The organism is Pontibacillus sp. HN14 (genome assembly GCF_021129245.1).
Lineage (GTDB): Bacteria > Bacillota > Bacilli > Bacillales > BH030062 > Pontibacillus.
On sequence record NZ_JAJOLR010000007.1, the window covers coordinates 41,363 to 67,222 of the forward strand.

The window sequence follows — 25,860 nt, forward strand, 5'->3', positions numbered from 1 at the left end:
AGAATTTGGGAACGCGTCTGTCTTTTAGAAAGTTTGGAACAGTACAGCGGCCATATTTGAAATGAAAAATGGAGAGTTGAAGAAGGACTTTAATAAAAAATTTGAGGAGTCTGGAAAGCTGTTAAAGGTGGCACAGCACGCTTATGGTTCACAAGGATGCGTTGCTTTCAGCTGTTGATTTAAAAAGAAAGTTGACTTTTTATACCTATTCTTCTTATAATGAATTGGACTGTCTTTTTAGTTTTTGATTTTATTTAATCCTCAGGGAGGTGTCTATACAATGAAACGTACATTTCAACCAAATAACCGTAAACGTAAAAAAGTGCACGGCTTCCGTAATCGTATGAGTTCTGCTAACGGACGTAAAGTACTAGCGCGCCGTCGTCGCAAAGGTAGAAAAACATTATCTGCATAGGCCACTGAACATATGTCAGTGGTCTTTTTTCTAGTTTGAACGTAAATAAAACGTATTCCTCAACATGCCTATTCAATGGCGCTGATCTGATATTTCTTTAAGAAAATGCTGTTTCGTATGATATAACTTTTTTCTGTAGGGGATATGCTGTAAGCAGGGGGAATACGTTTTTTATGTTGAGATGGCAATAGGGGAGGACAGAACGTTCAATTACGATTCTGTCGTTTGTAACTACTGGGTTATTCTTGACGATGAACCTTTCGTGCTTCCTCAAAGCACTATGCTTTCTTTAGAGTGAGGATGAAAATATGAAGAAACAATATCGGATCAAAAAAAATGAAGAATTTCAATATGTATTTAGGAATGGTTCTTCATTCGCTAACAGACAACTGGTACTTTACTACGTAAAAAAAGAGGAACAACCTCACTTTCGGATTGGCCTATCAGTAAGCAAGAAGATTGGAAACGCGGTCATGAGAAATCAGATTAAGCGTTACTTGAGACAAGCCTTTCTTGAACTTGAGCCACGAATGAAACAGAATTACGATGTAGTTGTCATTGCTAGAAAACCCACCAATCAAATGGATTTTCACGAAATCAAGAAAAGTTTGTCTCACGTTTTAAAGAAAACAAATCTGTTAGCAAAATCGCTAAAAGCTTAAGATTTTATATAGAAGCCAGCCAGTGACTAATGATAGAATACATGTATTACTGGAATAATACCGTTTGGGATAATAAGGAGGAAGAAAAGTTGCGAAAGAAGGTCCTTTTTTTATTAACGCTGACAGGACTTCTTGTTGTGCTATCAGGTTGTACGCAAATTGACCAAAACATTACATCTGAAAGTACAGGATTTTGGAACGAGTATTTTGTATATCCACTGTCGTTGTTAATTAAGTATTTCGCAGGCTTGTTTAGTGAGAGCTATGGTTTATCTATTATCGTAGTTACGCTGATTATTCGTTTAATTCTTTTACCATTAAACGTTAAACAGCTAAAGAGCTCAAAAGCTATGCAGGAAATACAACCACAATTACAAGAGCTAAGACAAAAACATAGCTCAAAAGATCAAAAAACTCAGCAACAATTGCAACAAGAAACCATGCAGTTGTTCCAACAAAACGGTGTGAATCCGTTAGCGGGTTGTTTCCCGATTCTTTTACAAATGCCAATTTTAATTGCCTTTTACCATGCTATTGTTCGAACACAGGAAATTGAAAATCACAGTTTCCTATGGTTTGAATTAGGGCAATCAGATCCATTCTTTATCATGCCACTCGTTGCGGCAGCTACTACGTTCATTCAGCAAAAGCTCATGATGGCTGGAACAGCTGATCAAAATCCGCAAATGAAAATGATGCTTTATATTATGCCGGTTATGATTGGTATCTTTGCTTTAAACTTCCCAGCTGCGCTTGCGCTTTACTGGGTGGTAGGTAACTTATTTATGATTGCACAAACTGTTTTTATTCGTAAGCCAATGATGAAGGATTCAAAAACAGAGGGAGCGAAATAAGTGAGACAAGTAACTGCTACTGGACAAACAGTTGAGGACGCGGTCCGTTCAGCATTAGAGCAGTTAAACACCTCGAGGGACCAAGTTAATGTAGAAGTTATTGACGAAGGTAAGAAGGGATTCTTCGGTGTGTTTGGTGCTAAAAAAGCCATTGTTAAAGTTATGATGGTAGCCGCTAAAGAAGAACCGGTTGAAACCGCACCTGAGCAGGCTAAAGATCCTGACGAACCGCAAGTTGATTCATTAGAGATAGATGATCATACCAGTTCAGAAAATGAAAGTGAAAATAAATCACTTAAGATGGAAGAAGCTATTGAAGCGACTAAAGAGTATTTAGAACAAATTGGTCAGCAAATGGGGGCACCGATCCAAGTCTCTTATAAGAAGAAAAGTAAAGAGATTATCTTTGAGCTTGAGGGAGACAAGATCGCTTTACTCATTGGAAAACGTGGCCAAACATTAAATGCTTTGCAGTCATTAGCGCAACTCGTCATCAATCAAGATGGACGTCAGTATTTAACAGCAATAGTTGATGCGGAAGGCTACCGTGAAAGAAGAAAAGAGACTCTTTCTGGGTTAGCCGGGCGTTTAGCAGATAAAGCAGTGCGTACAAAGACTGAAATAGCACTTGAATCAATGCCTTCCTATGAACGAAAGATTATCCATGCTGCGTTGCAGCATAACAAACAAGTTTCGACTTATTCAGACGGTTCAGAACCCCATCGTCACGTGGTTATAAAACCTGAATAGTAATGAAATTGCCCCTGGTTAAGTACCGGGGGCATTTCTTGTGCCTCTTGTTTGAAGAATCGGTCAATTATAGAAGAAGAAAACGTGTTAGAATAAAGAAATTGACTGTCCACATGTGGATAACTTTCGTATATAAAAACCTTTTGAAGTAAAAGCTTTTCAAAGAATCGTGTTATGTGCTAATCTAATAAGTTAGTGACTATATAAAACAAATAATTGTGGATAAAATATAATTAAGATTAAGAAAAGAGGTGAGAGCATGGAAACAGATACTATAAGTGCAATATCTACCCCGGTCGGAGAGGGGGCGATTGCCATTGTTCGTTTAAGTGGCCCTGAAGCTGTTTCGTTAGCCAACGGAATATTTCAAGGAAAAGATTTAAACGAAGTCAACACTCATACAATTCATTATGGAAAATTAGTAGACCCTAAGACCAATGAATTAGTAGAAGAAGTGATGGTTTCTGTCATGCGTGCTCCTAAAACGTTCACTCGTGAAGATATAGTAGAGATCAATTGTCATGGTGGTCTTGTATCTGTAAACCGTGTGTTGGAATTAACATTAGCTCAAGGATCCCGTTTAGCGGAACCAGGTGAATTCACGAAGCGTGCGTTCTTAAATGGACGTATTGATTTATCCCAAGCAGAGGCTGTAATGGATTTAATTCGTGCCAAAACGGATCGAGCGATGAATGTTGCGTTAAAACAAATGGATGGGCGTTTGTCCCGTTTGATCCAGAATTTAAGGCAGGAATTACTTGAAGTTCTGGCTCAAGTAGAAGTGAATATTGATTATCCTGAATACGATGATGTTGAAGAGATGACCAATGAGATGATGATTCACAATACGAAAAGCGTTCATCAAGAGATCGAGCGACTGTTAAGAACGGCCAAACAAGGGAAAATACTTCGTGAAGGTCTTGGTACGGCTATAGTCGGGCGTCCAAACGTAGGGAAATCGTCTTTAATGAACGCTCTTGTTCATGAAAATAAAGCGATTGTTACTGAGGTGCCAGGAACGACTCGTGACGTGATTGAGGAGTATGTCAACGTCCGAGGAGTCCCCCTTCGTCTAATTGATACAGCGGGCATCCGGGAAACAGAAGACCTTGTCGAGAAAATTGGTGTCGAACGATCCAGGCAAGTATTGCAAGAGGCCGACTTAATCCTCCTTGTCTTAAATAATGGAGATACCATTACAGAAGAGGATAAAAAGTTATTTGAAGCGGTTAAAGGGATGGACGTTATTGTCATCGTAAATAAGACAGACTTACCGCAACAAATTGATATGGGAGAACTGCGAGAAGTTGCAGGGAACCATCCTATTGTCACGACGTCGTTAATTGAAGAGCAAGGGATTGATCAATTAGAAACCGCCATATCTGAGATTTTCTTTGAAGGAGATATTGATACGGGTGATATGACCTATCTTTCAAATGTTCGTCACGTTCAGTTGCTGAATCAGGCAAAAGATACGTTAGAAGAAGCAATGCAAGGCATGGAAGCTGGTATGCCGATTGATATGGTACAAATAGATGTAACGAGAACATGGGAGCTTCTTGGTGAAATCGTGGGCGATACGGTTCAAGAAAGCTTAATTGATCAGTTATTCTCTCAGTTTTGTTTAGGAAAATAAAGTGAGTTAAGGAGAGAGAGTCATGAATACTTTTGAAGCAGGACATTATGACGTTATTGTTATTGGTGCTGGTCATGCAGGTGTAGAAGCTGGTTTAGCGGCCGCTCGTCGTGGTGCAAAAACGCTAATGTTGACTTTGAATTTGGATATGATCGCCTTCATGCCGTGCAACCCATCTGTTGGAGGCCCGGCAAAGGGTGTCGTTGTTCGTGAAATTGATGCTTTAGGTGGCGAAATGGCCAAAGTTATTGATAAAACGTATATTCAAATGCGTCTGTTGAACACAAGAAAAGGGCCTGCTGTTCGCGCCCTTCGTGCACAGGCAGATAAGCATTTATATATTCAAGAAATGAAAAAGGTAATCGAAAATGAACCAAACTTAACGATTCGCCAAGGGATGGTTAAGGAACTAATGGTAGAAGACGGGGTATGTAAGGGCGTTGTAACAGAGACGAAAGCAGCCTATACGGCAGACTCTGTTATTGTTACTACCGGAACATTTATGCGCGGAAAAGTTCTTATTGGAGATCTAGCTTATGAAAGCGGACCTAACAACCAACGTGCTTCTACCGATCTGTCGGTTCACCTTGAAGAGCTTGGCATTAATATGGTTCGTTTTAAGACTGGGACGCCAATGCGTGTAAACAGTCATTCTATTGATTACTCAAAAACAGAAATTCAGCCAGGAGACGAAGTTCCTCGTGCGTTTTCGTATGAAACGACGGAGTATATCACAGATCAAATCCCTTGCTGGTTAACGTATACCAATGAGTTCACTCATAAGATTATTGATGATAATTTAAGTTCTTCTGCGATGTACTCTGGTATGGTAAAAGGTACAGGACCTCGATATTGTCCTTCAGTAGAGGATAAAATTGTGCGTTTCCATGATAAACCTCGTCACCAGGTCTTCTTAGAACCTGAAGGAAGAAATACAGAAGAAGTCTATGTACAGGGGCTATCAACTTCCCTACCTGAACATGTGCAAAAGCAGATGATCGAGACAGTTCCAGGCCTTGAGAAAGCAGAAATTATGCGTGCCGGCTATGCAATTGAATACGATTCTGTGGTGCCTACACAGCTTTGGCCAACTCTTGAGTTAAAAGCGATTGAAGGACTTTTCACCGCTGGTCAAATTAACGGAACTTCTGGTTATGAAGAAGCGGCGGCACAGGGGCTCATGGCTGGAATTAATGCTGCCTCTAAAGTACTAGGTAAAGACCCGGTTATTTTAGATCGTTCTCAAGCCTATATTGGAGTGCTCATTGATGACTTGGTCACAAAAGGAACAGACGAACCGTATCGTCTTCTAACTTCCCGTGCTGAATATCGCTTAATTCTACGCCACGACAATGCGGATTTACGCCTTACGGATATTGGCCATGATATTGGTTTAATTTCAGAGGATCGCTATGCTCGTTTCCAGGACAAAAAACGTATGATTTCAGAAGAGATTGAACGTTTGAAAGGAATTACGATTAAAGCAACAGAAAAAGCTCAGGAAGTTATTGAACAGGCTGGAGGCTCGCCGCTTAAAGATGCTGTAAATGCTTATGATCTTCTGAAACGACCAGAAATGAAATATGAAATGGTTGCAGGGCTTCTAGAGGAGCAAAAGGACCTTCCTAATGAAGTGGAAGAGCAAGTAGAGATCCACACCAAATATGCAGGCTATATTCAAAAGTCGGAACAACAAATTGAACGAATGAGAAAAATGGAAAACAAAAAAATTCCTGAAGATATTGATTATGATGATATTCATGGAATTGCATCTGAAGCGAGGGATCGTCTGAAAGAGGTTCGTCCATTATCTGTGGGGCAGGCTTCTCGTGTCTCTGGTGTGAACCCAGCGGATGTTTCGATCTTGCTTGTTTATATAGAACAAGGAAAAATTGCTAAGGTATCTGGAGATGAAGCCTAAGCAGAAAGGACCGGTGTCATGAACAAACAAACCTTTCTTCAAGCTTTACAAGATCAAGGAATTGAGCTGAGTGAGAAACAAGAGAAGCAATTCCATGATTACTTTGAAGCCTTAGTAGAGTGGAATGAAAAAATGAATTTAACGGCTATTACAGATGAAGAGGGTGTTTATTTAAAACACTTCTATGATTCATTGACGGCAGCCTTTTATTTAGACTTTAACGAACCATTATCGATTTGTGATGTAGGGGCTGGGGCAGGATTCCCTAGCCTTCCATTAAAAATCGTGTTTCCACAGCTAAAAGTGACAATCGTTGACTCGTTAAAAAAGCGAATTACCTTTCTCAATCATCTAGCTACTACATTAGAACTGGACGATGTAGCATTCTATCATGATCGGGCTGAAAACTTCGGTAAGAATCAACAGTTCCGAGAGCAGTATGATATGGTAACAGCGAGAGCTGTAGCAAGACTATCTGTCTTAAGCGAATTATGCCTTCCCCTTACGAAAGTGGGTGGCAAATTTGTAGCGATGAAAGGTGCCTCTTTTAAAGAAGAGCTTGAGGATGCTGCCTTTGCGACAAATCTCCTTGGAGCTGAACTAGAGAAGCATTATACATTTCAGTTACCTGAAGAGGATAGTGAACGGAATATTGGAATCTATCATAAACGACGCAAAACACCTAAGAAATATCCTCGTAAGGCAGGGCTTCCGAATAAGAGTCCGCTAACACAATAATAGCTTTAGCAAAAGCATGTGGTTCTCCTTAACGGAGCCCGCATGCTTTTTTTGTAGGATAGTTGAACAAGTCATGCTTTAGAGTGTGTTTCCCTTACTTTTGACTTGAGGTAAGGGGGGCGGAAACAGGCTATTAGAAAGGGTTCACTACGGTCCGTTTACAAACACCAATTATCCTTGAAATAGCTTAAACGAGACAATACATTTAGACCCAAGTTTGTGAGGGAAGCACAATTCTGTTAGTCTATCAGAAGTTAACGAAAACGAATATTCTGTTGATAACTGGTAGGAAATATAGGGCTTTTAAGTAGTAATGGAAGAGAAACAAAATGATTCAGCGGAAACGACCTACGAAAACAGATGTGATCATCGAATTGTGTAGGAGGGTGAATGAGGGAGAAGGAATTGTGTCTACACATGGAGAATATATACATATTGAATGAAAGAAGTGTTGTAGAATTGTCGTTTAGCCAAGAATATTTGAAAAGATTTTCTAGCTCTCCCTGCTCATTTTATAGATTGTATGCTAAAATATAGGTAGAATTAAACGATAATAGAAGAAGACTGCTTCTATACAATCGCAAAGTGGACGTTATATGCGCGGCAGCTCTCCGCTGCAGCGCTTTTTTGCACTTTCAACTTTTCTTTAAGTAATAAAAGAAAAGCATACTTGGATCCTCGCATCTCTCATGTGAAGAGATGTTTTCTATAATGGTTTCTTTTACTGTTTCACGTGAAACATTCCTTAGATGATAACACGAAGGGTACCCTAAAAAGGGTGAAAGTAGAAAAGGTGGTGTCAAAGGATGAAACACCCATTCAGCCGCTTATTTGGAATAGGGGATAAGTCCGAAGCGGAAGAGAAAGAACAAGAGCGACAAGACTATCATCCTGATGAAGTCATTCAATTACCGGTGAAGAATATTCAGCCGAATCGCTATCAGCCTCGTACAATTTTTAACCATGAGAAGATTGAAGAATTGGCTCAGACCATTCAGACACACGGGATGATTCAGCCTATTGTGGTTCGCAAAATGGAAGATGAAGATGCTGGTTATGAATTAATTGCAGGAGAGCGTCGTTGGCGAGCTGTACAACATTTAGGATGGGAAAATGTTTCGGCTATTATTCGAGAAATGGATGAAGCCCAAACGGCATCCGTTGCTCTAATTGAGAACTTACAACGTGAAGAACTAACGGTTATTGAAGAAGCAATGGCGTATGCGAAACTATTAGAAATTCATAACCTTACACAGGAAGCTTTAGCGCAACGACTAGGGAAAAGCCAATCAACCGTTGCCAATAAACTGCGATTATTAAAGCTGCCCGATGTGGTGCAACAGGCTATTCTGGATAAGAAAATAACCGAACGACATGCCCGGGCATTAATCGCGCTTAAAGATCCGGAGAAGCAAGAACAGTTACTGCAAGAGATCATAGAAAAGTCTCTTAATGTAAAGCAAACAGAAGAGAAAATAGCGAAATTGCGTGAAGGGGAAAGTAAACCCCAAAAGCGTAAGCCACGATTAAAAGGAATCAGTAAAGATATGCGTATTGCGATGAACACGATCAAGCAATCGCTAACGATGGTATCTGATACAGGTATTGACCTTGAAACGGATGAAGAAGACTATGATGACTATTACCAGATCACAATTAAAATTCCTAAAAAACAATCATGATGCTCTAACTCCCCATCTTTTGTGTCCTGCATAAGGTGGGTATTTTTTTCACATGAAACATGTTAAGAAATAAAGAGCTTTTCAAAGAGAAGGCTTTTATTTTTCACGATTTATCTGAATTATTGCTTCTTGTGCATTCAAAAAATGATAAAATAAAAATTGGAAGATTTGACAGATTAGAGGTAGGTGACATCATGGGTAAAGTAATCGCCGTTGCCAATCAAAAAGGTGGGGTAGGAAAGACCACGACTGCTGTAAATCTAAGTGCTTGTTTGGCCTATTTAAATCACAAGGTATTGCTTGTCGATATTGATCCACAGGGAAATGCGACAAGTGGAGTTGGTATTGAGAAAGCTGATATGGATCAGTGTGTATACAATGTGTTGGTCGAGGACTTAGAAGCAAAATATGTGAAGGTTCCTACGATGGTGGAGAATTTAGATGCAATTCCTGCAACGATCCAGTTAGCAGGTGCAGAAATTGAGCTTGTTCCAACGATTTCACGGGAAGTTCGCTTAAAGAAAGCAATTGATTCGGTTAAGGATGAATATGATTATGTCATTATTGACTGTCCCCCGTCCTTAGGTTTGCTTACAATTAATGCATTAACGGCTTCCGATGCTGTCTTAATACCGGTGCAATGTGAGTATTATGCGTTAGAGGGGTTAAGTCAGTTGTTAAACACGGTACGCCTCGTGCAGAAACATTTGAACAAACAGCTTATGATTGAAGGCGTATTACTTACAATGCTAGATGCTCGTACCAATTTAGGAATACAAGTAATTGAGGAAGTAAAGAAATACTTCCAAGATAAGGTCTATGGATCGGTTATACCTCGTAACGTTCGTTTAGGTGAAGCTCCAAGTCACGGAAAACCCATCATTCTTTATGATCCAAAGTCACGTGGCGCTGAAGTTTACTTAGAATTAGCAAAGGAAGTGATGACGAATGGCCAGAGGGTTGGGTAAAGGCTTAGGTTCTTTCTTTCCTGACATGGAAGCAACAGAAGAGGAAAAGGTTCAAGAGATTTCTGTAAGGGAATGTCGCCCGAATCCTTATCAACCTCGAAAAGTCTTTGATCCAAAAGCTATTGAAGAATTAAAGGAATCTATTCTCCAATATGGCATTCTTCAACCTATCATTGTACGTAAAAGTATAAAAGGGTATGACATTGTAGTAGGTGAAAGAAGATTTAGGGCTGCTAAAGAGGCAGGACTAACAACTGTTCCCGTTGTCATACGTGACCTATCTGAACAACATATGATGGAACTAGCGTTGCTTGAGAATCTTCAGCGTGAAGACCTCACTCCTATTGAGGAAGCGCAAGCCTATTCTAACTTAATGCAAGAGCTCGACTTAACACAGGAACAGTTAGCAAAGCGTCTTGGAAAAAGTCGTCCACATATTGCAAACTTAGTTCGCCTATTATCATTACCTGAACCTGTAGGAGAGCTTATAAATAACGGAGAACTCTCAATGGGGCAAGGAAGGGCATTGCTGGGATTAAAGGATAAAAATCAGCTTCTTCCCCTCGTTGAAAAGATCCGAAAAGAAGGATTAAATGTACGGCAAGTTGAACAGTATATCATCCAGTTAAATGAGAAGAACATGCAAAAGAAGAAAAAGAAAAAAGTAAAAAAAGATGTCTTCATTCAGGAGAGGGAATCCCTTCTACAAGAACGCTTAGGAACAGGGGTTACGATTCAAAAAGGAAAACGAAAAGGAAAAATAGAAATCGAGTTTTTCTCAGAAGATGATCTTGACCGTATTTTACACTACTTTGAAGATTAAAGAAGCGGCCCTGATGTTTGTGACCCAAGCATCAGGTTTTTTCTTCGTCTAATTTCATTCGACATGTTTCACATGAAACATAGTAAGCTGGGGGAACGAAATATGATTTTATTTGGTACGCTCGTAAATGGGGTAGGGATCGCTATTGGAAGCTTAGTAGGTCTCTTTTTTAATAGAATTCCAGAAAAAACAAAAGAAACAACGATGAATGGGATTGGGTTAGCTGTCACCTTAATTGGTCTACGAATGGCTATTGAGACGGATCAAATTATTGTTATGCTTCTTAGTTTATTGTTTGGAGCTTTTGCAGGGGAATGGCTACAGCTAGAGGAGCGTTTTGAGAAACTTGGTTCTGTACTAGAATCTAAATTTAGTAAAGGTGGACACTCCACAGTTTCAGAGGGATTTATAACAGCTTCTTTAATATTTGTGATTGGTGCAATGGCTGTTGTGGGTGCTCTTGATAGTGGGATTCGAGGTGACCATGATGTCTTAGTGACTAAAGCTATTATTGATGCCTTTGTTGCTTTAGTTCTAACGACAACTTTAGGATGGGGCGTTATGCTATCGGTTATTCCGGTTTTATTATATGAAGGAGGAATTACGTTACTCGCTACCCAAATTCATAAGTGGATTCCCCAATCTTTCATGGATCTATTTATTGTAGAAATGACAGCCACCGGTGGAATTCTCATTGTAGCCATTGGACTTAACATTTTACATATAACCAAAATACGCGTTGCTAACTTATTACCAAGCCTGTTGTTTATAGGGTTCATTCTGTATGGTTGGTTACAAATAGGGATATGAAAGTACTTCAGTGACAAAGAAGGAGCCGAAACGAGTAAAGTTTCGGCTCCTTCTTTGTATTCAGACTTAATCTAGCATGAAGTATTATTCCTTTATAGGTAACCAGCGCTTTCTTTTTGGAGTAAGCGCATCAGATTGAAGGTGCTTAGTTACCTGTGTTCGTTCTATTTGCTGATCGAAACTTTGAATTGCCTTCGCCATCCTCTTTGCCATTTGCATCACAATATTTAACCGTGTGTTCTGTAAAACAAAATATTCCATGAACCCACTCACGTTCACTACACCTGTAAGGTGGATTTCGCCTACATCAGGGAGTTGTTTTTTTACTGCGGCTCCTGGTTTTACGGGGCCTTGCCCTAGTATTACGTTTCCTACTGAGGATAACTTACCAAGGCATGCATCAATTCCGATAATGTATGGATGATGGTAACGCTTTTGAATCAATTCAAGCTTCTCATTTAAGTTAACAGCATGAACAGGTTCATCTAGAGTACCGTACACATGGATGTGCTGTAGCTTTCCTTCTTCAAGGAGAGTGCCAATCAAAGGGCCGAGTGAGTCACCTGTAGAACGATCTGTACCAATGCAAACAACAACAATATCACGATTAGCTGGTACCCACTCTTTTAGAGTTTGAGTTAGACCAATCATTAATTGCTCATCTTCATAATGGTAGCGATGTTCTGTTTTCTGAGAAAAAAGTCTTTGCTTTAGATTCATAGCTTTTCCTCCGTAGTCATATTGTTATTAGTATACAGCGATTTCACGAATTCTATACATAGACGAAGAAAGAAGGTAGGAGGAAAAATATGATTCGATCTGGTATTAAATGGATGTTTTTGATCATTGGCACCATGATTGGAGCAGGTTACGCTTCAGGAAGAGAGCTATGGCAATTCTTTGGTCATGAAAGCGGACTGGCTATTCTGATATTCACCATATTATTTACTATTTCCTGTTACGTAATCTTAAGGATTAGTTTCGAAAAAAAGTCGAAGCATTACCTTCCTGTTCTTCGCACGATTGTGGGAGACCATTTAACGTTTCTGTATGATGGGATGATCATTCTTTACCTTTTTACCACTACTGTTATTATGTTGGCAGGAAGTGGTGCTACTTGGCAGGCCTTTCACTTCTCCTATTGGTTAGGAATCTTCGCTATAGTAGTGCCTCTTATTCTTGTATTTATCTGGGATATCAAAGGAATTTTATCCATGAATAGTTTTATACTGCCTTTGCTTATTGGGGGGTTGCTTTACGTGTTGATTCTCTTCACTGTTCAGCAAGAACTATCAATCTTCTCTCACCTTGGTGAACAAAGGAACTGGCCAGCGGCTTTCCCTTTCACTGCCCTCAATATTCTTCCTCTTATTGCAGTGTTAGGTGCAGTAGGTAGTGAGGTGCGTAATAAGGGAGAAATTTGGATTGCAAGTGTTGGGAGCGGTTTGGTTCTTGGTTTAATTTCCTTTATATACAATAGTAGTCTCATTCAAATTGCAGACGATATTTTACTTTATGAAATTCCCTTGTTTGCTATCCTTAAACATTACCCTTATGAGATGTTCCTATTTATATCCTTTCTATTATGGATTGCCATTTTTACAACAGCGGCATCAGGCGTTCTAGGATTAATCACGAGATTCAGAAATCGTTTGAAAGGGCCGCTTTGGTTTATGGCAGCATGCACGTTATTCCTTATGCTTCCTCTTACCAGTATTGGTTTCTCAACGTTGATAAAATATTTATATCCATTGTATGGTTTGTTAAACCTTTATGTGCTCTCTGCTATTTTGTTGTACCCCTTTTTAAATCGATACAAAATTGATTAAAAAGCTGATACAATAGTATATTATGAAGGTTTTTAAGGGGGAGGGATCAAAGCACATTGTGGAACTGGCTACAAGATAAATGGACGAGTTCTATTAGCTATATTACCGGCCCGGAATTGTGGATCATGCTTGGTAAGGGCGTACTCAATGTACTGGTTATATTGATACTATCTTACTTCATTATTAAGTTTGGGAAGCAAGTCATTCAGAACATCTTTAAAAGAAGACGTAAAGGTCCATTTAAGATTACTCAAAGGCGTGAACTAACTCTTGTGAAATTACTGGAGAATACGCTCACGTATATGGTTTATTTTACTGCGGCCATTATGATTCTGGATACGATTAGTATTGATGTTAGAACGCTATTAGCTGGGGCTGGAATTGCAGGATTGGCCATCGGCTTTGGTGCCCAAAACCTAGTGAAAGATATCATTACAGGATTTTTCATTATCTTTGAAGATCAATTTTCAGTAGGCGATTATATTCAAACGTCTAGTTCAGAAGGATTTGTAGAAGAAATTGGCCTTAGGACAACAAAGATCAAGCATTGGACTGGTAAATTACACATCATTCCTAACGGAAGTATCGTTGAGGTGACGAATTACTCTGTTCATAACAGTATTGCCGTAGTGGATGTCAGTATTGCGTATGAAGGTGACATCAAGCGAGCTGAAACAGTCATTGAGAATCTATTGGAAGAATTGCCTCAACGCTATCAGGAACTGAAGGGAACTCCAGACCTTCTTGGAGTGCAGAGCCTGGGTTCATCTGATGTTGTGCTAAGGGTAATAGCTGAAACAGAACCTATGGAACATTGGGCGATCGCACGTGCCATTCGAAAAGAATTAAAAACTAGACTGGATGAACAAGGTATTGAAATTCCGTTCCCACGTTTAGTGATGTACAGCAGGCAAGAGGAACATGAAATCATGGAGACAACATCGTAAGGAGGATTTAAATGGCTGTTCAATCATACTCTTTAAACGATATTGTACAAATGAAAAAGGCACACCCATGTGGTGAGAACAGATGGAAAATCATTCGTTTAGGTGCAGATATCCGTATTAAGTGTGAAGGATGCGGGCATAGTGTTTTAATCCCGCGGCGTCGCTTTGAGAGTAAAATGAAGAAAGTGCTTGAAAAACACGAAGAAGAATAAGCAAAGAATGAATCATGAGCTATTCTGATCTGTTTCACGTTAAACTTTGTATATGTTATGTTGTATACTAGAAAATATAGAAATCATACAGATTAGCTGTTTAAAAAATGAAAAATATCGAGTTAAAAATAGAAAAACAAGGGTGAACTTCCCCCTTGTTTTTCTAATGTGCTTACTTGTCATATAAATGGACGAGCAATATAATTGGGTTACTGCAGACGTTCATATGGACGGTAATCCTTAAGGAGTGGAAAGTTAATGTCATTAACAACAGGAATTGTAGGTTTGCCTAACGTTGGTAAATCAACTTTATTTAATGCAATTACACAAGCTGGTGCAGAGTCAGCGAACTACCCGTTCTGTACGATTGACCCAAACGTTGGGATTGTTGAAGTTCCAGACGAAAGGTTAGAGAAACTAACAGAACTGGTTAATCCTAAAAAAACAGTCCCTACAGCATTTGAGTTTACAGATATTGCAGGGATTGTAAAAGGAGCCAGTAAAGGTGAGGGATTAGGGAACCAATTCCTTTCCCATATTCGTCAGGTAGACGCAATCAGTCACGTAGTGCGCTGTTTCCAGGATGATAATATTACACACGTTTCTGGAGGAGTGGACCCAATTGCAGATATTGAAACGATTAACCTTGAGCTAATCTTAGCAGATCTAGAGACGGTTAATAAGCGACTAGATCGTGTGGCTAAAATGGCACGTCAAAAAGATAAAGAAGCACTTGCAGAACAGGCGGTTCTTGAGAAGATTAAAGAAGGTCTGGAAGAAGAAGTGCCAGCAAGAGCTCTAGATTATAGTGATGACCAACAGAAAATTGTTAAAGGACTTCACTTGTTAACATCTAAGCCAGTTTTATATGTAGCAAATGTTGGAGAAGATGAAATTGCAGACCCTAGCGGGAATGAGTATGTACAAGCTGTAAGAGAGTTTGCTGAAAAAGAAAACGCTCAGGTTATTGTGGTTTGTGCCAAGATTGAATCTGAAATTGCTGAACTTGAAGGAGAAGAAAAGGAAGAATTCTTAGACGATTTAGGGATTGCTGAATCCGGACTTGATCAGCTTATTAAAGCGGCCTATAATCTTCTGGGATTAGCAACTTACTTCACTGCAGGTGAGCAAGAAGTACGCGCCTGGACCTTTAAAGAAGGCATGACAGCCCCTCAAGCAGCAGGGATTATTCACAGTGACTTCGAAAGAGGGTTTATCCGTGCTGAAACGGTGGCATATAATGATCTTGTGGAAGCTGGTAAAATGTCAGTGGCTAAAGAAAATGGTAAAGTTCGTTTAGAGGGCAAAGAATATTTAGTTAAAGATGGAGATGTTATTCATTTCCGCTTCAATGTATAAGCGTAAAATTGGAAACTTGGTTGTGCTTTTCTATTAACTTTGATATAATACAACATTGTGAGTAATTGTACGAGAAATTACTCCTTGCCCGTTAAGGGCCGCTAAGTCCAAAAGGAGGTGAAGTCGGATGAGAAATTACGAAATCATGTATATCATCCGCCCAAACGTAGATGAGGAAACTCAGAAATCAGTTGTAGAACGTTTCAACACGGTTCTTACTGATAATGGTGCGGAAATTACTGAAACTAAAGAAGTAGGCAAGCGTCGCTTAGCTTATGAAATTAACGATTTCCGTGATGGTTACTACATGGTAATTAAATTCAACGGTGACAGCCAAGCTGTTAGTGAATTTGATCGCCTTGCTAAGTATTCTGATGATATTATTCGTCACATCGCTGTACGCGAAGACGATCAATAAGGAGTGGTTCTGTGTTAAATCGTGTCGTTCTTGCCGGCAGATTAACCAAGGATCCTGATTTGCGCTATACACCCAACGGAGTAGCCGTTGCGAACTTTACTATTGCTGTAAACCGCCCGTTTACTAGCCAACAAGGTAGCCGTGATGCAGATTTTATTAACTGCGTTGTATGGCGTCGTGCCGCAGAGAACCTAGCAAACTTCATGAATAAAGGAAGCTTAGTCGGTGTTGATGGACGCCTTCAATCCCGCAGCTTCGATAATCAAGAAGGAAAACGTGTCTTTGTTACAGAAGTTGTTGCAGATAGCGTACAATTCTTAGAAACAAAAGGCTCGTCTTCAGGTGGCTCAGGTTCACAAGGATTCCAGTCTAATCAGAACCAATCTGGATATAATCCAAATAATAATAACAACAATCAACCTAAACAGGATGACCCATTCGCTGATAATGGGGAACCGATCGATATTTCAGATGACGATTTACCGTTTTAATTAAAATATAAGGAGGTTTTCAATTATGGCTCGTCGTGGTCGCGCGAAGCGTAGAAAAGTGTGTTATTTCACAGCAAACGGAATTACACACATCGATTATAAAGATGTTGAACTTCTAAAGCGTTTTGTTTCTGAGCGTGGGAAAATTCTTCCTCGTCGTGTAACAGGAACTTCTGCTAAATACCAACGTAAACTTACAAGAGCGATTAAACGTTCACGTCAAATGGCATTATTGCCTTACGTAAACGACTAATATTCTTTCGTAAGACTTTAAAAGCACAGCATATAAAGCTGTGCTTTTTTTGCAACAATAAAACGATGTGTTTAAAAAAAGCTCGCCATTTGGCGGGTTTTCTTTAAACTAGAATGTTTATTATCCCTCAAATATAAAGGGTTTCTTTCCTTTACTCTTGGGCAGATTGGTAAATTGAGCCCCTTTTATAGTGAAGAGAAGTTTTGCGTTCTCTGGTAAAGCATTGTAAAGTTAATCTTAAAGGAATATAGAGTACATAGAGCAATTAGTGACTCGAATAATGAACATAGAATTGATTTATGTTAATCTAACTTTATTCAGTAGATGGATTAGAGGAGAGTAAACGAAAATGAAATCTTCGAGTATGTTACGACAGAGTTTGTTGTATGGTGGGGTTTATATCATACTTATACTGCTTACCATTGTCATCCCTGTTTTATCTATATTTTCAATGGTAGTGTTGGCTCTGCCCTTTTTCTTATTTGCTGCTAAAAATGGGTGGAAGCAATCTCTGTTATTTCTAGTTATATTGTCGATTGTATCGATGCTCATATTAGGTACCGTAGCGATCCCAGCTACTTTCTCTGTCGGAATTGGAGGAGTTTTCTTGGGGGCTGCACTATATAACAAAAAAACACCTTATGAAGCATGGGCGCAAGGGACTGTAGGCTACTTAATTGGTATTGTGAGCTTTTACTTAAGTATGATCGTTCTCTTTCAACTAAATTTAGTTGAAGCCTTTCAGGATATGATTGATGAAGCCTTTCAATCTACAGAAAGTATGGTTTCGGATTTAGGGGTTTCTGAAGAGCAACTAACGATTGTTCAGGCTCAATTTGAAAATCTTCCGGCTATGTTACCAAGCATCATGGCCATCTCAGCTATAGTATGCTCATTTATCACGCTATGGGTCGGATTTAGGGTCAGGAATAAGATTGAAAAGGAAACATTGAAATTCCCTCCTGTCCACCAGTTTTCTTTCCCAAAATCGGTTTTGTGGTATTACTTTATAGCGGTTGTGTTTACTTGGATTTTCCAAAGTCCTGATGAGTATATGGGTGTTGTTGCACAAAATATGTATACCCTTACCGGATTCTTTATGATCCTGCAAGGTTTGTCCTACTTATTTGCTCTCACTCATTATAAGAAACGATCAAAGGCTCTCCCTATCACAGCGGTTATATTAACGTTACTTTTCCCGTACCTATTGGTGTTTCCGGTTCGGATTTTAGGTATAATTGATTTAGGTTTCTCGTTACGAGAACGTTTAGGAAAGCAGTGAAGATCGACTTTATATTTAGGAGATGACGGTCATGCCGAATTTCTTTAAAAAACCAAGGTTGAGTAGTCATTTATGGGTAATTTACACATTATCCATTCTTCTATTAGCGCTGATCTTTTATTATGAGTGGAAGCTCGGTTTAGTTATGACCGCTCTGCTAATCGCTTCTATATACTACAGTGTTCGAACAGAGCAGTTTCTGATTAATGAAACAGAAGAGTATATCTCGACTCTCTCCTATCGAGTGAAGAAAGTAGGAGAAGAAGCTTTGATGGAAATGCCGATAGGAATTCTCCTATTCAGTGAAGATTACAAAATCGAATGGGCCAATCCTTATATGAATCATTTCTTTCCCCAAGAAACGCTTGTGGGAGAGCCTCTTAGCCAGATTTCCGATACACTTGTAGCAGCGATTAAAGAAGGAAAAGATGATGTTTGGATTTCAATGGATGATTATGAATTGCAAACGGTTGTAAAAAAGGATGAACGATTGTTATACCTGTTTGACCGAACTCAACAAACATTAGTTCAAAATTTATATCAAAATGACCGGACTGTTCTCGCGATCATCTTTCTCGATAACTATGAGGAAATCACTCAAGCGATGGATGATACGGCTAAAAGTCATATTAACTCACAAGTTACATCGATCCTTAACCAATGGTCCCAGGAAAACGGAGTCTACTTAAAGCGCTCTTCACAGGATAAGTTTTTCGCCGTTATGAATCATCGGATTTTAAAGAATTTAGAGCGAACTAAATTCGATATTCTGGATGATGTACGTGAGTTAATTACCGATAAAAATGTACCTCTTACGCTCAGTTTTGGTGTAGGGGTAGGGGAGGCATCTCTCCCTGATTTAGGAGAATTAGCTCAATCCAGCTTAGACCTTGCCCTCGGCAGGGGAGGAGATCAAGTAGCCATTAAGGATGAAAACGGAAAGGTACGTTTCTATGGTGGCAAAACCAATCCGATGGAGAAGCGTACTCGAGTTCGTGCACGTGTAATATCTCACGCCTTAAAAGGACTTGTTCAAGAGGCTGATAAAGTTATTGTAATGGGGCACAAAAACCCTGATATGGACTCGATCGGGGCTTGTATTGGCATTTTAAAAATGGCTCAAGCCAATGATAAAGACGGATTTATAGTGTATGATCCAGATGAAGCCAATACGGGTGTTCAACGCTTGTTTGATGAGATTCAACAGAATGAGCAACTCTGGTCCCGTTTTATTGACCCTGAAGAGGCCCATGAAGTTGTAACGAAGAAGACGCTTATTGTAGTCGTCGATACTCATAAGCCTTCCCTCGTCATTGAGGAAAAGCTATTAAACAAGACAGAACATGTTGTTGTCATTGATCACCATAGAAGAGCAGAAGAGTTTATTCAGGACCCTACATTGGTTTATATGGAACCATATGCCTCTTCTACTGCAGAGCTTGTTACAGAAATGTTAGAATACCAACCGAAGAAGTTAAAACTCAATATGCTTGAGTCAACAGCTCTTCTTGCCGGTATTATTGTAGATACAAAAAGTTTTACATTGCGTACCGGATCGCGTACATTTGATGCGGCGAGTTATCTTCGCTCTAAGGGTGCTGATACTGTCCTTGTTCAAAAGTTCATGAAAGAGGACCTGGACGTTTATGTAAGGCGAAGCAAGCTGATTGAGAGTGCAAAAATCTTTCGGGACGGAGTGGCAATCTCTAAAGCAGATGAAGGTGAAACATACGGCCCTGTAATTATTGCTCAAGCTGCTGACACATTGCTGACCATGAGCGGCGTTGTCGCTTCTTTCGTGATATCAGAACGTTCTGATGGGCGGATTGGAATCAGTGCTCGATCTTTAGGTGATGTAAACGTTCAGATCATAATGGAAAGAATGAACGGCGGTGGCCATTTAACCAATGCCGCGACACAGCTTGACGATACAACAATTGAACAAGCTGAGGAGCAATTAAAAGAAATAATAGATGAGTACTTTGAAGGAGGTAATGAATCATGAAGGTTATTTTTACACAGGATGTAAAAGGTAAAGGGAAAAAAGGTGAAATTAAAAATGTTTCAGAAGGTTACGCTCGTAACTACCTTTTAAAAAATAATTTAGCCGTAGAAGCGACCAAAGGAAACATGAAAGCTCAGGAAGCGATTGATAACAAGAAGGAAAAAGAAGCTCAAGAAGAGTTAGAAGAAGCGAAGCGTTTAAAAGAAACGCTTGAAAATCTTACAGTTGAGCTACAGGCTAAGTCAGGTGACAAGGGAAGCTTATTTGGTTCCATTACGAATAAACAAATTGCCGAAGAATTGAAGAAATCTCATAACATCAAAATTGATAAGCGTAAAATAGAGATGGATTCACCAATTCGTTCTCTTGGATATACAAATGTACCTGTTAAACTTCACCACGAGGTAACAGCTACGATTAAAGTTCATGTTTCAGAGAAATAATTAATCCATCCTCTTAATTGAAAAGGGGGAAGATGAATTGAGCGAGTTTTTTAATGACCGAACACCGCCCCATAATATAGAGGCCGAGCAGGCGGTGCTCGGCGCTATTTTTTTGGAACCGCAATCGATTGCTACAGCTACGGAATTACTTCAACCGGAGGACTTTTACCGGGCTAGTCACCAGCGTATTTACGAAGCCATGTCTCATCTGTCTGAGAAGGGAGAACCGATTGATTTAGTAACGGTTACGACTTCTCTGTCTAACAACAAAACACTCGATGAAATCGGTGGCGTGTCGTACCTGAGTGATTTAGCCAATTCTGTTCCAACGGCAGCTAATATAGAGTATTATGCTCGCATTGTTGAAGAAAAAGCGATTTTGCGTCGCCTTATTAAAACGGCTACCACTATCGTAACGAATGGGTATTCTGAAGAGGAAAATATTGAAGGCATTCTTAATGATGCAGAAAAATCAATATTAGAAGTCGCTCAGCAGAAAGACTCTGGTAAATTTAAAAATATCAAAGATGTACTAATTGATGTTTATGACAACATTGAGCAGCTTCACAATACATCTGCAGAAGTTACAGGTTTACCTACAGGATTCCGAGACCTTGATGGAATGACAGCAGGGTTTCAACGAAATGACCTCATTATCATTGCGGCCCGCCCATCTGTAGGGAAAACAGCCTTTGCTTTAAATATTGCACAGAACGTTGCCGCCCACACAGATGAGAATGTAGCGATATTCTCCCTTGAGATGGGAGCAGACCAACTGGTTATGCGTATGCTCTGTGCAGAAGGAAACATTGATGCAACCAGACTTAGAACCGGTAAACTCGAAACGGAGGACTGGGGTAAACTAACGATGGCTATGGGAAGCTTGTCGAATGCAGGGATATTCATTGATGATACTCCTGGTATACGAGTGAATGAAATTCGCTCAAAATGCCGACGACTAGCCCAAGAACATGGCCTGGGTATGATCTTGATTGACTATCTTCAGCTCATTCAGGGAAGCGGGAATTCGAAAGAAAACCGCCAACAAGAGGTATCTGAAATTTCACGTGCTTTAAAAGGGTTAGCCCGTGAACTCAATGTTCCTCTAATAGCACTATCTCAGCTATCGCGTGGGGTAGAAGGACGACAGGATAAGCGCCCGATGATGTCGGATATTCGTGAATCCGGAAGTATCGAGCAGGATGCCGATATCGTTGGTTTCCTCTACCGTGATGATTACTATGATCAAGAGTCTGAAAAAGAGAATATAATTGAAATCATACTAGCTAAACAGCGTAACGGACCTGTTGGAACCGTAGAGCTTATGTTTGTGAAGGAGTATAACAAGTTCGTCGACTTAGAACATCGTTATGACGAGAGTGATATTCCTCCCGCCTAAAGAGGGTTTCCCATATTTGATTGGGAATCCCTCTTTTTTATGTCATTTCGAGGATTCAATGATCATGATCTCAAAACCCTGAACAATATATATTCAGCCACGTTAACTCCATTCTCGAGCGAAAAGACTCGATTTTACGAACGTATAGTTAATTAGTTTATAAAATGTTCGTGTTTTAAATTGACTTTTGCTGGAGAAGCTGATAAGCTACTCATGTTGTCAATTTTACGGAAATGAAATTCGGCGGAGGTGCCATATATGTCTTCAGTAGTAGTTGTTGGAACACAGTGGGGAGATGAGGGGAAAGGTAAAATTACCGACTTCTTGTCTGAACAAGCGAACGTTGTCGCGCGTTATCAGGGCGGTGACAATGCAGGTCACACTATTCAATTTGAAGGTGAAACCTACAAGCTTCACTTAATTCCATCAGGTATTTTTTATAATGATAAAGAATGTGTATTAGGAAATGGCATGGTTGTTAACCCTAAAGCGTTAGTGAAAGAACTAGCTTATTTACATGAACGTAACGTATCAACTAGTAACCTACGTATTAGCAATCGCGCTCATGTCATTCTTCCTTACCATATTAAATTAGATGCTCTTCAGGAAGAGAGCAAGGGAGATCAAAAGATCGGAACAACGAATAAAGGAATCGGCCCTGCTTATATGGATAAAGCAGGACGTATGGGAATTCGTATTGCCGATTTACTGGATCCTGACGCTTTTCGCGAAAAACTTACTCAAAACTTGAAAGAAAAGAATAAATTCTTCGAAAAAGTGTATGAATCAGATCCGATGACAGTTGAAGAGATCTTTGATGAGTACTATGAGTATGGTCAACAAATTGCTCAGTACGTTTGCGATACATCAAAACTCTTAAACGATGCTATTGATGCAGATGAGCCTGTTTTATTTGAAGGGGCACAAGGTGTCATGCTTGACGTCGACCAAGGTACGTATCCGTTTGTGACGTCTTCTAATCCAACAGCAGGTGGGGTAGCTATCGGTTCAGGGATTGGACCTAATAAGATTGATCATGTGGTAGGGGTTTCTAAAGCGTACACCTCTCGAGTAGGAGATGGCCCGTTCCCTACTGAATTACACGATGAAATAGGAAATCGCATTCGTGAAGTGGGTCGTGAGTATGGAACAACCACAGGCCGCCCTCGCCGCGTTGGTTGGTTTGACAGTGTTGTTGTTAGTCACGCAAGACGTGTGAGCGGCATTACGGCTTTATCGCTTAATTCAATTGATGTGCTGACAGGTATTGATACACTCAAAATCTGTGTAGCTTATCAGTATAGAGGCGAGCGTCTAGAGGAATACCCAGCAAATTTAAATATCTTAGCGGAATGTGAGCCTGTTTACGAGGAAATGCCAGGTTGGACAGAAGATATTACAAGCGTAAAGAATTTTGAAGATCTTCCAGCTAACGCTCAGCATTATGTAAACCGCATCACAGAGCTCACAGGAATCTCTCTGGCTGTTTTCTCTGTCGGACCAGACAGAACCCAGACGAATATCTTGAAGAACGTCTACGAGTCTTAAAAAGCCTTATAAAGATATATAAACCACCCGGGAGCACGAACAATCTTCTGGGTGGTTTATTGTATGTAACCTCCGCTTTATAAATGTTTATTAGAAACATTGCATTACCGATTAGTTTAGTGGAAAAGAATTTCTTCACTCACGTAGTGCAACAAGCTGTTCTATCATAATTTCAGATTTGTCCCGATTGTATTTTTAGATAAAATCTATTTTTTTAATAAAAACTATTGCCAAATAAGAGATATACTGCTATTATTAATATCGCTGTCAGTTAGACAGATCGTCTCGACATTCTATATTGGCCCGTTGGTCAAGCGGTTAAGACACCGCCCTTTCACGGCGGTAACACGGGTTCGAGTCCCGTACGGGTCATAGCCTGATAGAGGGGTCCGATCGATTCAGATTCCTCTATACTTTGTAAGGTCCGGTAGTTCAGTTGGTTAGAATGCCTGCCTGTCACGCAGGAGGTCGCGGGTTCGAGTCCCGTCCGGACCGCCACTATATCTTCAAATACAGAATGTGATTTATGGCTCGGTAGCTCAGTCGGTAGAGCAACGGACTGAAAATCCGTGTGTCGGCGGTTCGATTCCGTCCCGAGCCACTCTTCAAACAGGACTCTCATAAGAGGGCCCTGTTTTTTATTTCTTTTCTAATGGGACTTTTGGCATGTGAAAGAACTGTATCATATGTAATGGTTTCGAAATATTTCCGCCATATACTGTAATGTTTTAGTTCCATAAAAGAAGAAAATTACACTATTATAAAAAAAAGAAACTAATACCTTCGGATTAATTTGGCAGCTATAATACAAGTTTATTACATCGTTCTACATCCTATTTATCTGGGAGTAGATAATATGATAGATTAATAGAGTGCTAAAGTAAGTAGTAAAAATGTCCGTATATAGATTTATAGATAAAGCAAAACTTGTAGGGGGAAAATGTTGTGTGGACGAAAAAAGCAAAACGCCCTCTCAACAAAAATGCTGATTACCAAAAGCCTAGAAAAAATTCTTTATGGAAAAAGATTGCGTTAACGACTTGTTTAGGTGTGGGAATTACGTTTGGCTCTGTTTATGCTGATAACATCGAGAGTCAGATTCCAACTGTGTATCACGTTTATGTTGATGGCGAGCACTTAGGGATTGTAGACAACAAAGAAGTAGTTAAGAATTATGTCGATGAAAGAATCGATCAAGCTGAACAAAAGCATAAAGACCTTCCTTTAACGGTGGGTGAAGAGGTTACATATGTACCTGAGAAAATGTTCCGACCAACGTTTAATAATCAACAACTTGTTCAATCATTAAAAGATGAGCTAACGGTAAAAGTTGATGGTACAAAAGTTAAAGTTGATGGAAAACTTGTAGGTTATATGGCTTCAAAAGAGCAAGCGGATGAAGCACTGAATAAGATCAAAACTCAATATGTCACGCCTGAAGATTTAAAAGCTTTTGAAGGTATGACACAAGAACAAAAAGATGCGCCGGTAAAAGTAGGTGACTCTACTATAGTAGACGTATCTCTATCAGAAAAAGTTTCACTATCTGATGAAAAAGTGGCTCCTAAGGATATATTAACGGTAAGTGACATGGTTAAACTTCTAAAAAAAGGTGTTTTAACGGATCAGCTCCATACGGTTAAAGAAGGTGAAGTATTAGGAGAAATTGCCGGTCAATATAACCTGGACTCTGAAAAGATTAAAGAACTTAATCCTGAGTTGAAAGAGGATGACCTTCTTCACATTGGGCAGGAGTTAAATGTTACCGATTATGAGGCATACCTCGATGTCTTCGTTACTGAAAAGAAACGAGAGAAAAAGACTCTTAAATATGAAGTTGAAGTACGCGAGTCAGATGACCTTTATAAAGGTGAACAAAAAGTTAAACAAGAAGGCCAAGATGGCTCTAAAGATATCGAGTACGAAATTAAAACAAAGAATGGCAAGGTCACTAGCGAAAAGGTAATCGATGAAGAAACAACAAAGGAACCTGTTAAAAAAGTTGTGGTCAAAGGAACAAAAGTTATCCCTTCAAGAGGAACGGGTAACTTCAGTTGGCCTGCAGTCGGTGGCGTGATTACTAGTAAGCAAGGCATGAGATGGGGCGCTTATCACAAAGGGATTGATATCGCTGGAGTGAGCAATCGCACGATCAGTGCTGCGGATAATGGTGTTGTAACTGAAGCTGGTCGCGATGGTGGATATGGGAATAAAGTCGTTATTGATCATAACAATGGCTATAAGACTACTTATGCCCACCTATCCTCTATTAAAGTTAGCGTTGGTCAAACCGTGAGAAGTGGTCAGGCAATTGGTATAATGGGTACCACTGGTGACTCTACGGGAGTTCACTTACATTTTGAAGTTCATAAAAATGGCAGCTTACAGAATCCTCTGAACTACGTAAGTCGATAA

Annotated in this window: 25 protein-coding genes and 3 tRNA genes; 27 read left to right on the forward strand and 1 reads right to left on the reverse strand. The window is 39.7% G+C overall.

Going from position 1 to position 25,860, the window contains the following annotated elements; translation table 11 throughout:
- The first annotated feature begins 280 nt into the window (after positions 1 to 280).
- The 11 genes from rpmH to LQ226_RS17915 all read left to right on the forward strand — a co-directional run bounded on the left by rpmH (position 281) and on the right by LQ226_RS17915 (position 11,259).
- Entirely contained in the window at positions 281 to 415 is a 135-nt protein-coding gene (gene rpmH, locus LQ226_RS17865) for a 50S ribosomal protein L34 (RefSeq protein WP_036780566.1), read from the forward strand.
- 308 nt (positions 416 to 723) lie between these two features.
- The gene (gene rnpA / locus LQ226_RS17870; RefSeq protein ID WP_231419415.1) at positions 724 to 1,077 is read left to right on the forward strand and encodes a ribonuclease P protein component; all 354 of its coding nucleotides are present in this window, start codon (positions 724 to 726) and stop codon (positions 1,075 to 1,077) included.
- 89 nt (positions 1,078 to 1,166) lie between these two features.
- Positions 1,167 to 1,931, forward strand: a complete 765-nt coding sequence (spoIIIJ, locus tag LQ226_RS17875) for a YidC family membrane integrase SpoIIIJ (RefSeq protein ID WP_231419416.1) — start codon at positions 1,167 to 1,169, stop codon at positions 1,929 to 1,931.
- Entirely contained in the window at positions 1,932 to 2,681 is a 750-nt protein-coding gene (jag, locus tag LQ226_RS17880) for an RNA-binding cell elongation regulator Jag/EloR (RefSeq protein WP_231419417.1), read from the forward strand.
- Positions 2,682 to 2,940: 259 nt separating this feature from the next.
- On the forward strand, positions 2,941 to 4,317 hold the full coding sequence (gene mnmE, locus LQ226_RS17885; RefSeq protein WP_231419418.1) for a tRNA uridine-5-carboxymethylaminomethyl(34) synthesis GTPase MnmE: 1,377 nt from the start codon (positions 2,941 to 2,943) through the stop codon (positions 4,315 to 4,317).
- Positions 4,318 to 4,339: 22 nt separating this feature from the next.
- The gene (gene mnmG, locus LQ226_RS17890; RefSeq protein ID WP_231419419.1) at positions 4,340 to 6,238 is read left to right on the forward strand and encodes a tRNA uridine-5-carboxymethylaminomethyl(34) synthesis enzyme MnmG; all 1,899 of its coding nucleotides are present in this window, start codon (positions 4,340 to 4,342) and stop codon (positions 6,236 to 6,238) included.
- A gap of 18 nt (positions 6,239 to 6,256) precedes the next feature.
- Positions 6,257 to 6,976 (forward strand): 16S rRNA (guanine(527)-N(7))-methyltransferase RsmG, encoded by a 720-nt coding sequence (gene rsmG, locus LQ226_RS17895; protein ID WP_231419420.1) that lies wholly within the window; start codon positions 6,257 to 6,259, stop codon positions 6,974 to 6,976.
- 806 nt (positions 6,977 to 7,782) lie between these two features.
- Positions 7,783 to 8,658 carry a nucleoid occlusion protein gene (gene noc / locus LQ226_RS17900; RefSeq protein WP_231419421.1) on the forward strand — a complete coding sequence of 292 codons (876 nt, stop codon included), beginning with the start codon at positions 7,783 to 7,785 and terminating at the stop codon, positions 8,656 to 8,658.
- Between the two features lie 194 nt (positions 8,659 to 8,852).
- Positions 8,853 to 9,626 (forward strand): ParA family protein, encoded by a 774-nt coding sequence (locus LQ226_RS17905; protein WP_231419422.1) that lies wholly within the window; start codon positions 8,853 to 8,855, stop codon positions 9,624 to 9,626.
- Positions 9,607 to 10,449, forward strand: coding sequence for a ParB/RepB/Spo0J family partition protein (locus LQ226_RS17910; protein ID WP_231419423.1), 843 nt, complete (start codon positions 9,607 to 9,609; stop codon positions 10,447 to 10,449). The genes LQ226_RS17905 and LQ226_RS17910 overlap by 20 nt, the downstream gene beginning before the upstream one ends.
- 102 nt (positions 10,450 to 10,551) lie before the next feature.
- Positions 10,552 to 11,259 (forward strand): DUF554 domain-containing protein, encoded by a 708-nt coding sequence (locus LQ226_RS17915; protein WP_231419424.1) that lies wholly within the window; start codon positions 10,552 to 10,554, stop codon positions 11,257 to 11,259.
- 84 nt (positions 11,260 to 11,343) lie between these two features.
- On the opposite strand, the gene yyaC is transcribed toward LQ226_RS17915, so the two are convergent.
- Positions 11,344 to 11,979: a spore protease YyaC gene (gene yyaC, locus LQ226_RS17920; RefSeq protein ID WP_231419425.1), complete on the reverse strand. Its 636-nt coding sequence runs from the start codon at positions 11,977 to 11,979 to the stop codon at positions 11,344 to 11,346.
- A gap of 89 nt (positions 11,980 to 12,068) precedes the next feature.
- Here yyaC and LQ226_RS17925 point away from each other — a divergent pair, with 89 nt between their 5' ends.
- From LQ226_RS17925 to LQ226_RS21220, 16 genes are all read left to right on the forward strand, one after another.
- On the forward strand, positions 12,069 to 13,088 hold the full coding sequence (locus LQ226_RS17925; RefSeq protein WP_231419426.1) for a YkvI family membrane protein: 1,020 nt from the start codon (positions 12,069 to 12,071) through the stop codon (positions 13,086 to 13,088).
- 125 nt (positions 13,089 to 13,213) lie between these two features.
- Complete coding sequence (locus LQ226_RS17930) at positions 13,214 to 14,035, forward strand: mechanosensitive ion channel family protein (protein WP_231419555.1); 822 nt, start codon at positions 13,214 to 13,216, stop codon at positions 14,033 to 14,035.
- Positions 14,036 to 14,046: 11 nt separating this feature from the next.
- Positions 14,047 to 14,247, forward strand: a complete 201-nt coding sequence (locus tag LQ226_RS17935) for a DUF951 domain-containing protein (RefSeq protein WP_231419427.1) — start codon at positions 14,047 to 14,049, stop codon at positions 14,245 to 14,247.
- 258 nt (positions 14,248 to 14,505) lie between these two features.
- A complete protein-coding gene (gene ychF, locus LQ226_RS17940; RefSeq protein ID WP_231419428.1) occupies positions 14,506 to 15,606 on the forward strand; it encodes a redox-regulated ATPase YchF in 1,101 nt (366 codons plus the stop codon).
- Between the two features lie 127 nt (positions 15,607 to 15,733).
- On the forward strand, positions 15,734 to 16,024 hold the full coding sequence (gene rpsF, locus LQ226_RS17945) for a 30S ribosomal protein S6 (RefSeq protein ID WP_231419429.1): 291 nt from the start codon (positions 15,734 to 15,736) through the stop codon (positions 16,022 to 16,024).
- 11 nt (positions 16,025 to 16,035) lie between these two features.
- Complete coding sequence (ssb, locus tag LQ226_RS17950; protein ID WP_231419430.1) at positions 16,036 to 16,515, forward strand: single-stranded DNA-binding protein; 480 nt, start codon at positions 16,036 to 16,038, stop codon at positions 16,513 to 16,515.
- Between the two features lie 25 nt (positions 16,516 to 16,540).
- Positions 16,541 to 16,768: a 30S ribosomal protein S18 gene (gene rpsR / locus LQ226_RS17955; RefSeq protein WP_036780513.1), complete on the forward strand. Its 228-nt coding sequence runs from the start codon at positions 16,541 to 16,543 to the stop codon at positions 16,766 to 16,768.
- 349 nt (positions 16,769 to 17,117) lie between these two features.
- Positions 17,118 to 18,050, forward strand: a complete 933-nt coding sequence (locus tag LQ226_RS17960; RefSeq protein WP_231419431.1) for a YybS family protein — start codon at positions 17,118 to 17,120, stop codon at positions 18,048 to 18,050.
- 31 nt (positions 18,051 to 18,081) lie between these two features.
- Positions 18,082 to 20,055, forward strand: coding sequence for a DHH family phosphoesterase (locus LQ226_RS17965; protein ID WP_231419432.1), 1,974 nt, complete (start codon positions 18,082 to 18,084; stop codon positions 20,053 to 20,055).
- The gene (gene rplI, locus LQ226_RS17970; protein WP_231419433.1) at positions 20,052 to 20,498 is read left to right on the forward strand and encodes a 50S ribosomal protein L9; all 447 of its coding nucleotides are present in this window, start codon (positions 20,052 to 20,054) and stop codon (positions 20,496 to 20,498) included. The genes LQ226_RS17965 and rplI overlap by 4 nt, the downstream gene beginning before the upstream one ends.
- A 37-nt stretch (positions 20,499 to 20,535) precedes the next feature.
- Positions 20,536 to 21,897 carry a replicative DNA helicase gene (gene dnaB / locus LQ226_RS17975; protein WP_231419434.1) on the forward strand — a complete coding sequence of 454 codons (1,362 nt, stop codon included), beginning with the start codon at positions 20,536 to 20,538 and terminating at the stop codon, positions 21,895 to 21,897.
- 258 nt (positions 21,898 to 22,155) lie between these two features.
- Positions 22,156 to 23,445, forward strand: a complete 1,290-nt coding sequence (locus tag LQ226_RS17980; protein ID WP_231419435.1) for an adenylosuccinate synthase — start codon at positions 22,156 to 22,158, stop codon at positions 23,443 to 23,445.
- 300 nt (positions 23,446 to 23,745) lie between these two features.
- Positions 23,746 to 23,817: transfer RNA gene (locus LQ226_RS17985), tRNA-Glu, on the forward strand.
- A gap of 49 nt (positions 23,818 to 23,866) precedes the next feature.
- Positions 23,867 to 23,943: transfer RNA gene (locus LQ226_RS17990), tRNA-Asp, on the forward strand.
- Between the two features lie 30 nt (positions 23,944 to 23,973).
- Positions 23,974 to 24,046: transfer RNA gene (locus LQ226_RS17995), tRNA-Phe, on the forward strand.
- Between the two features lie 344 nt (positions 24,047 to 24,390).
- Complete coding sequence (locus tag LQ226_RS21220) at positions 24,391 to 25,860, forward strand: peptidoglycan DD-metalloendopeptidase family protein (RefSeq protein WP_231419436.1); 1,470 nt, start codon at positions 24,391 to 24,393, stop codon at positions 25,858 to 25,860.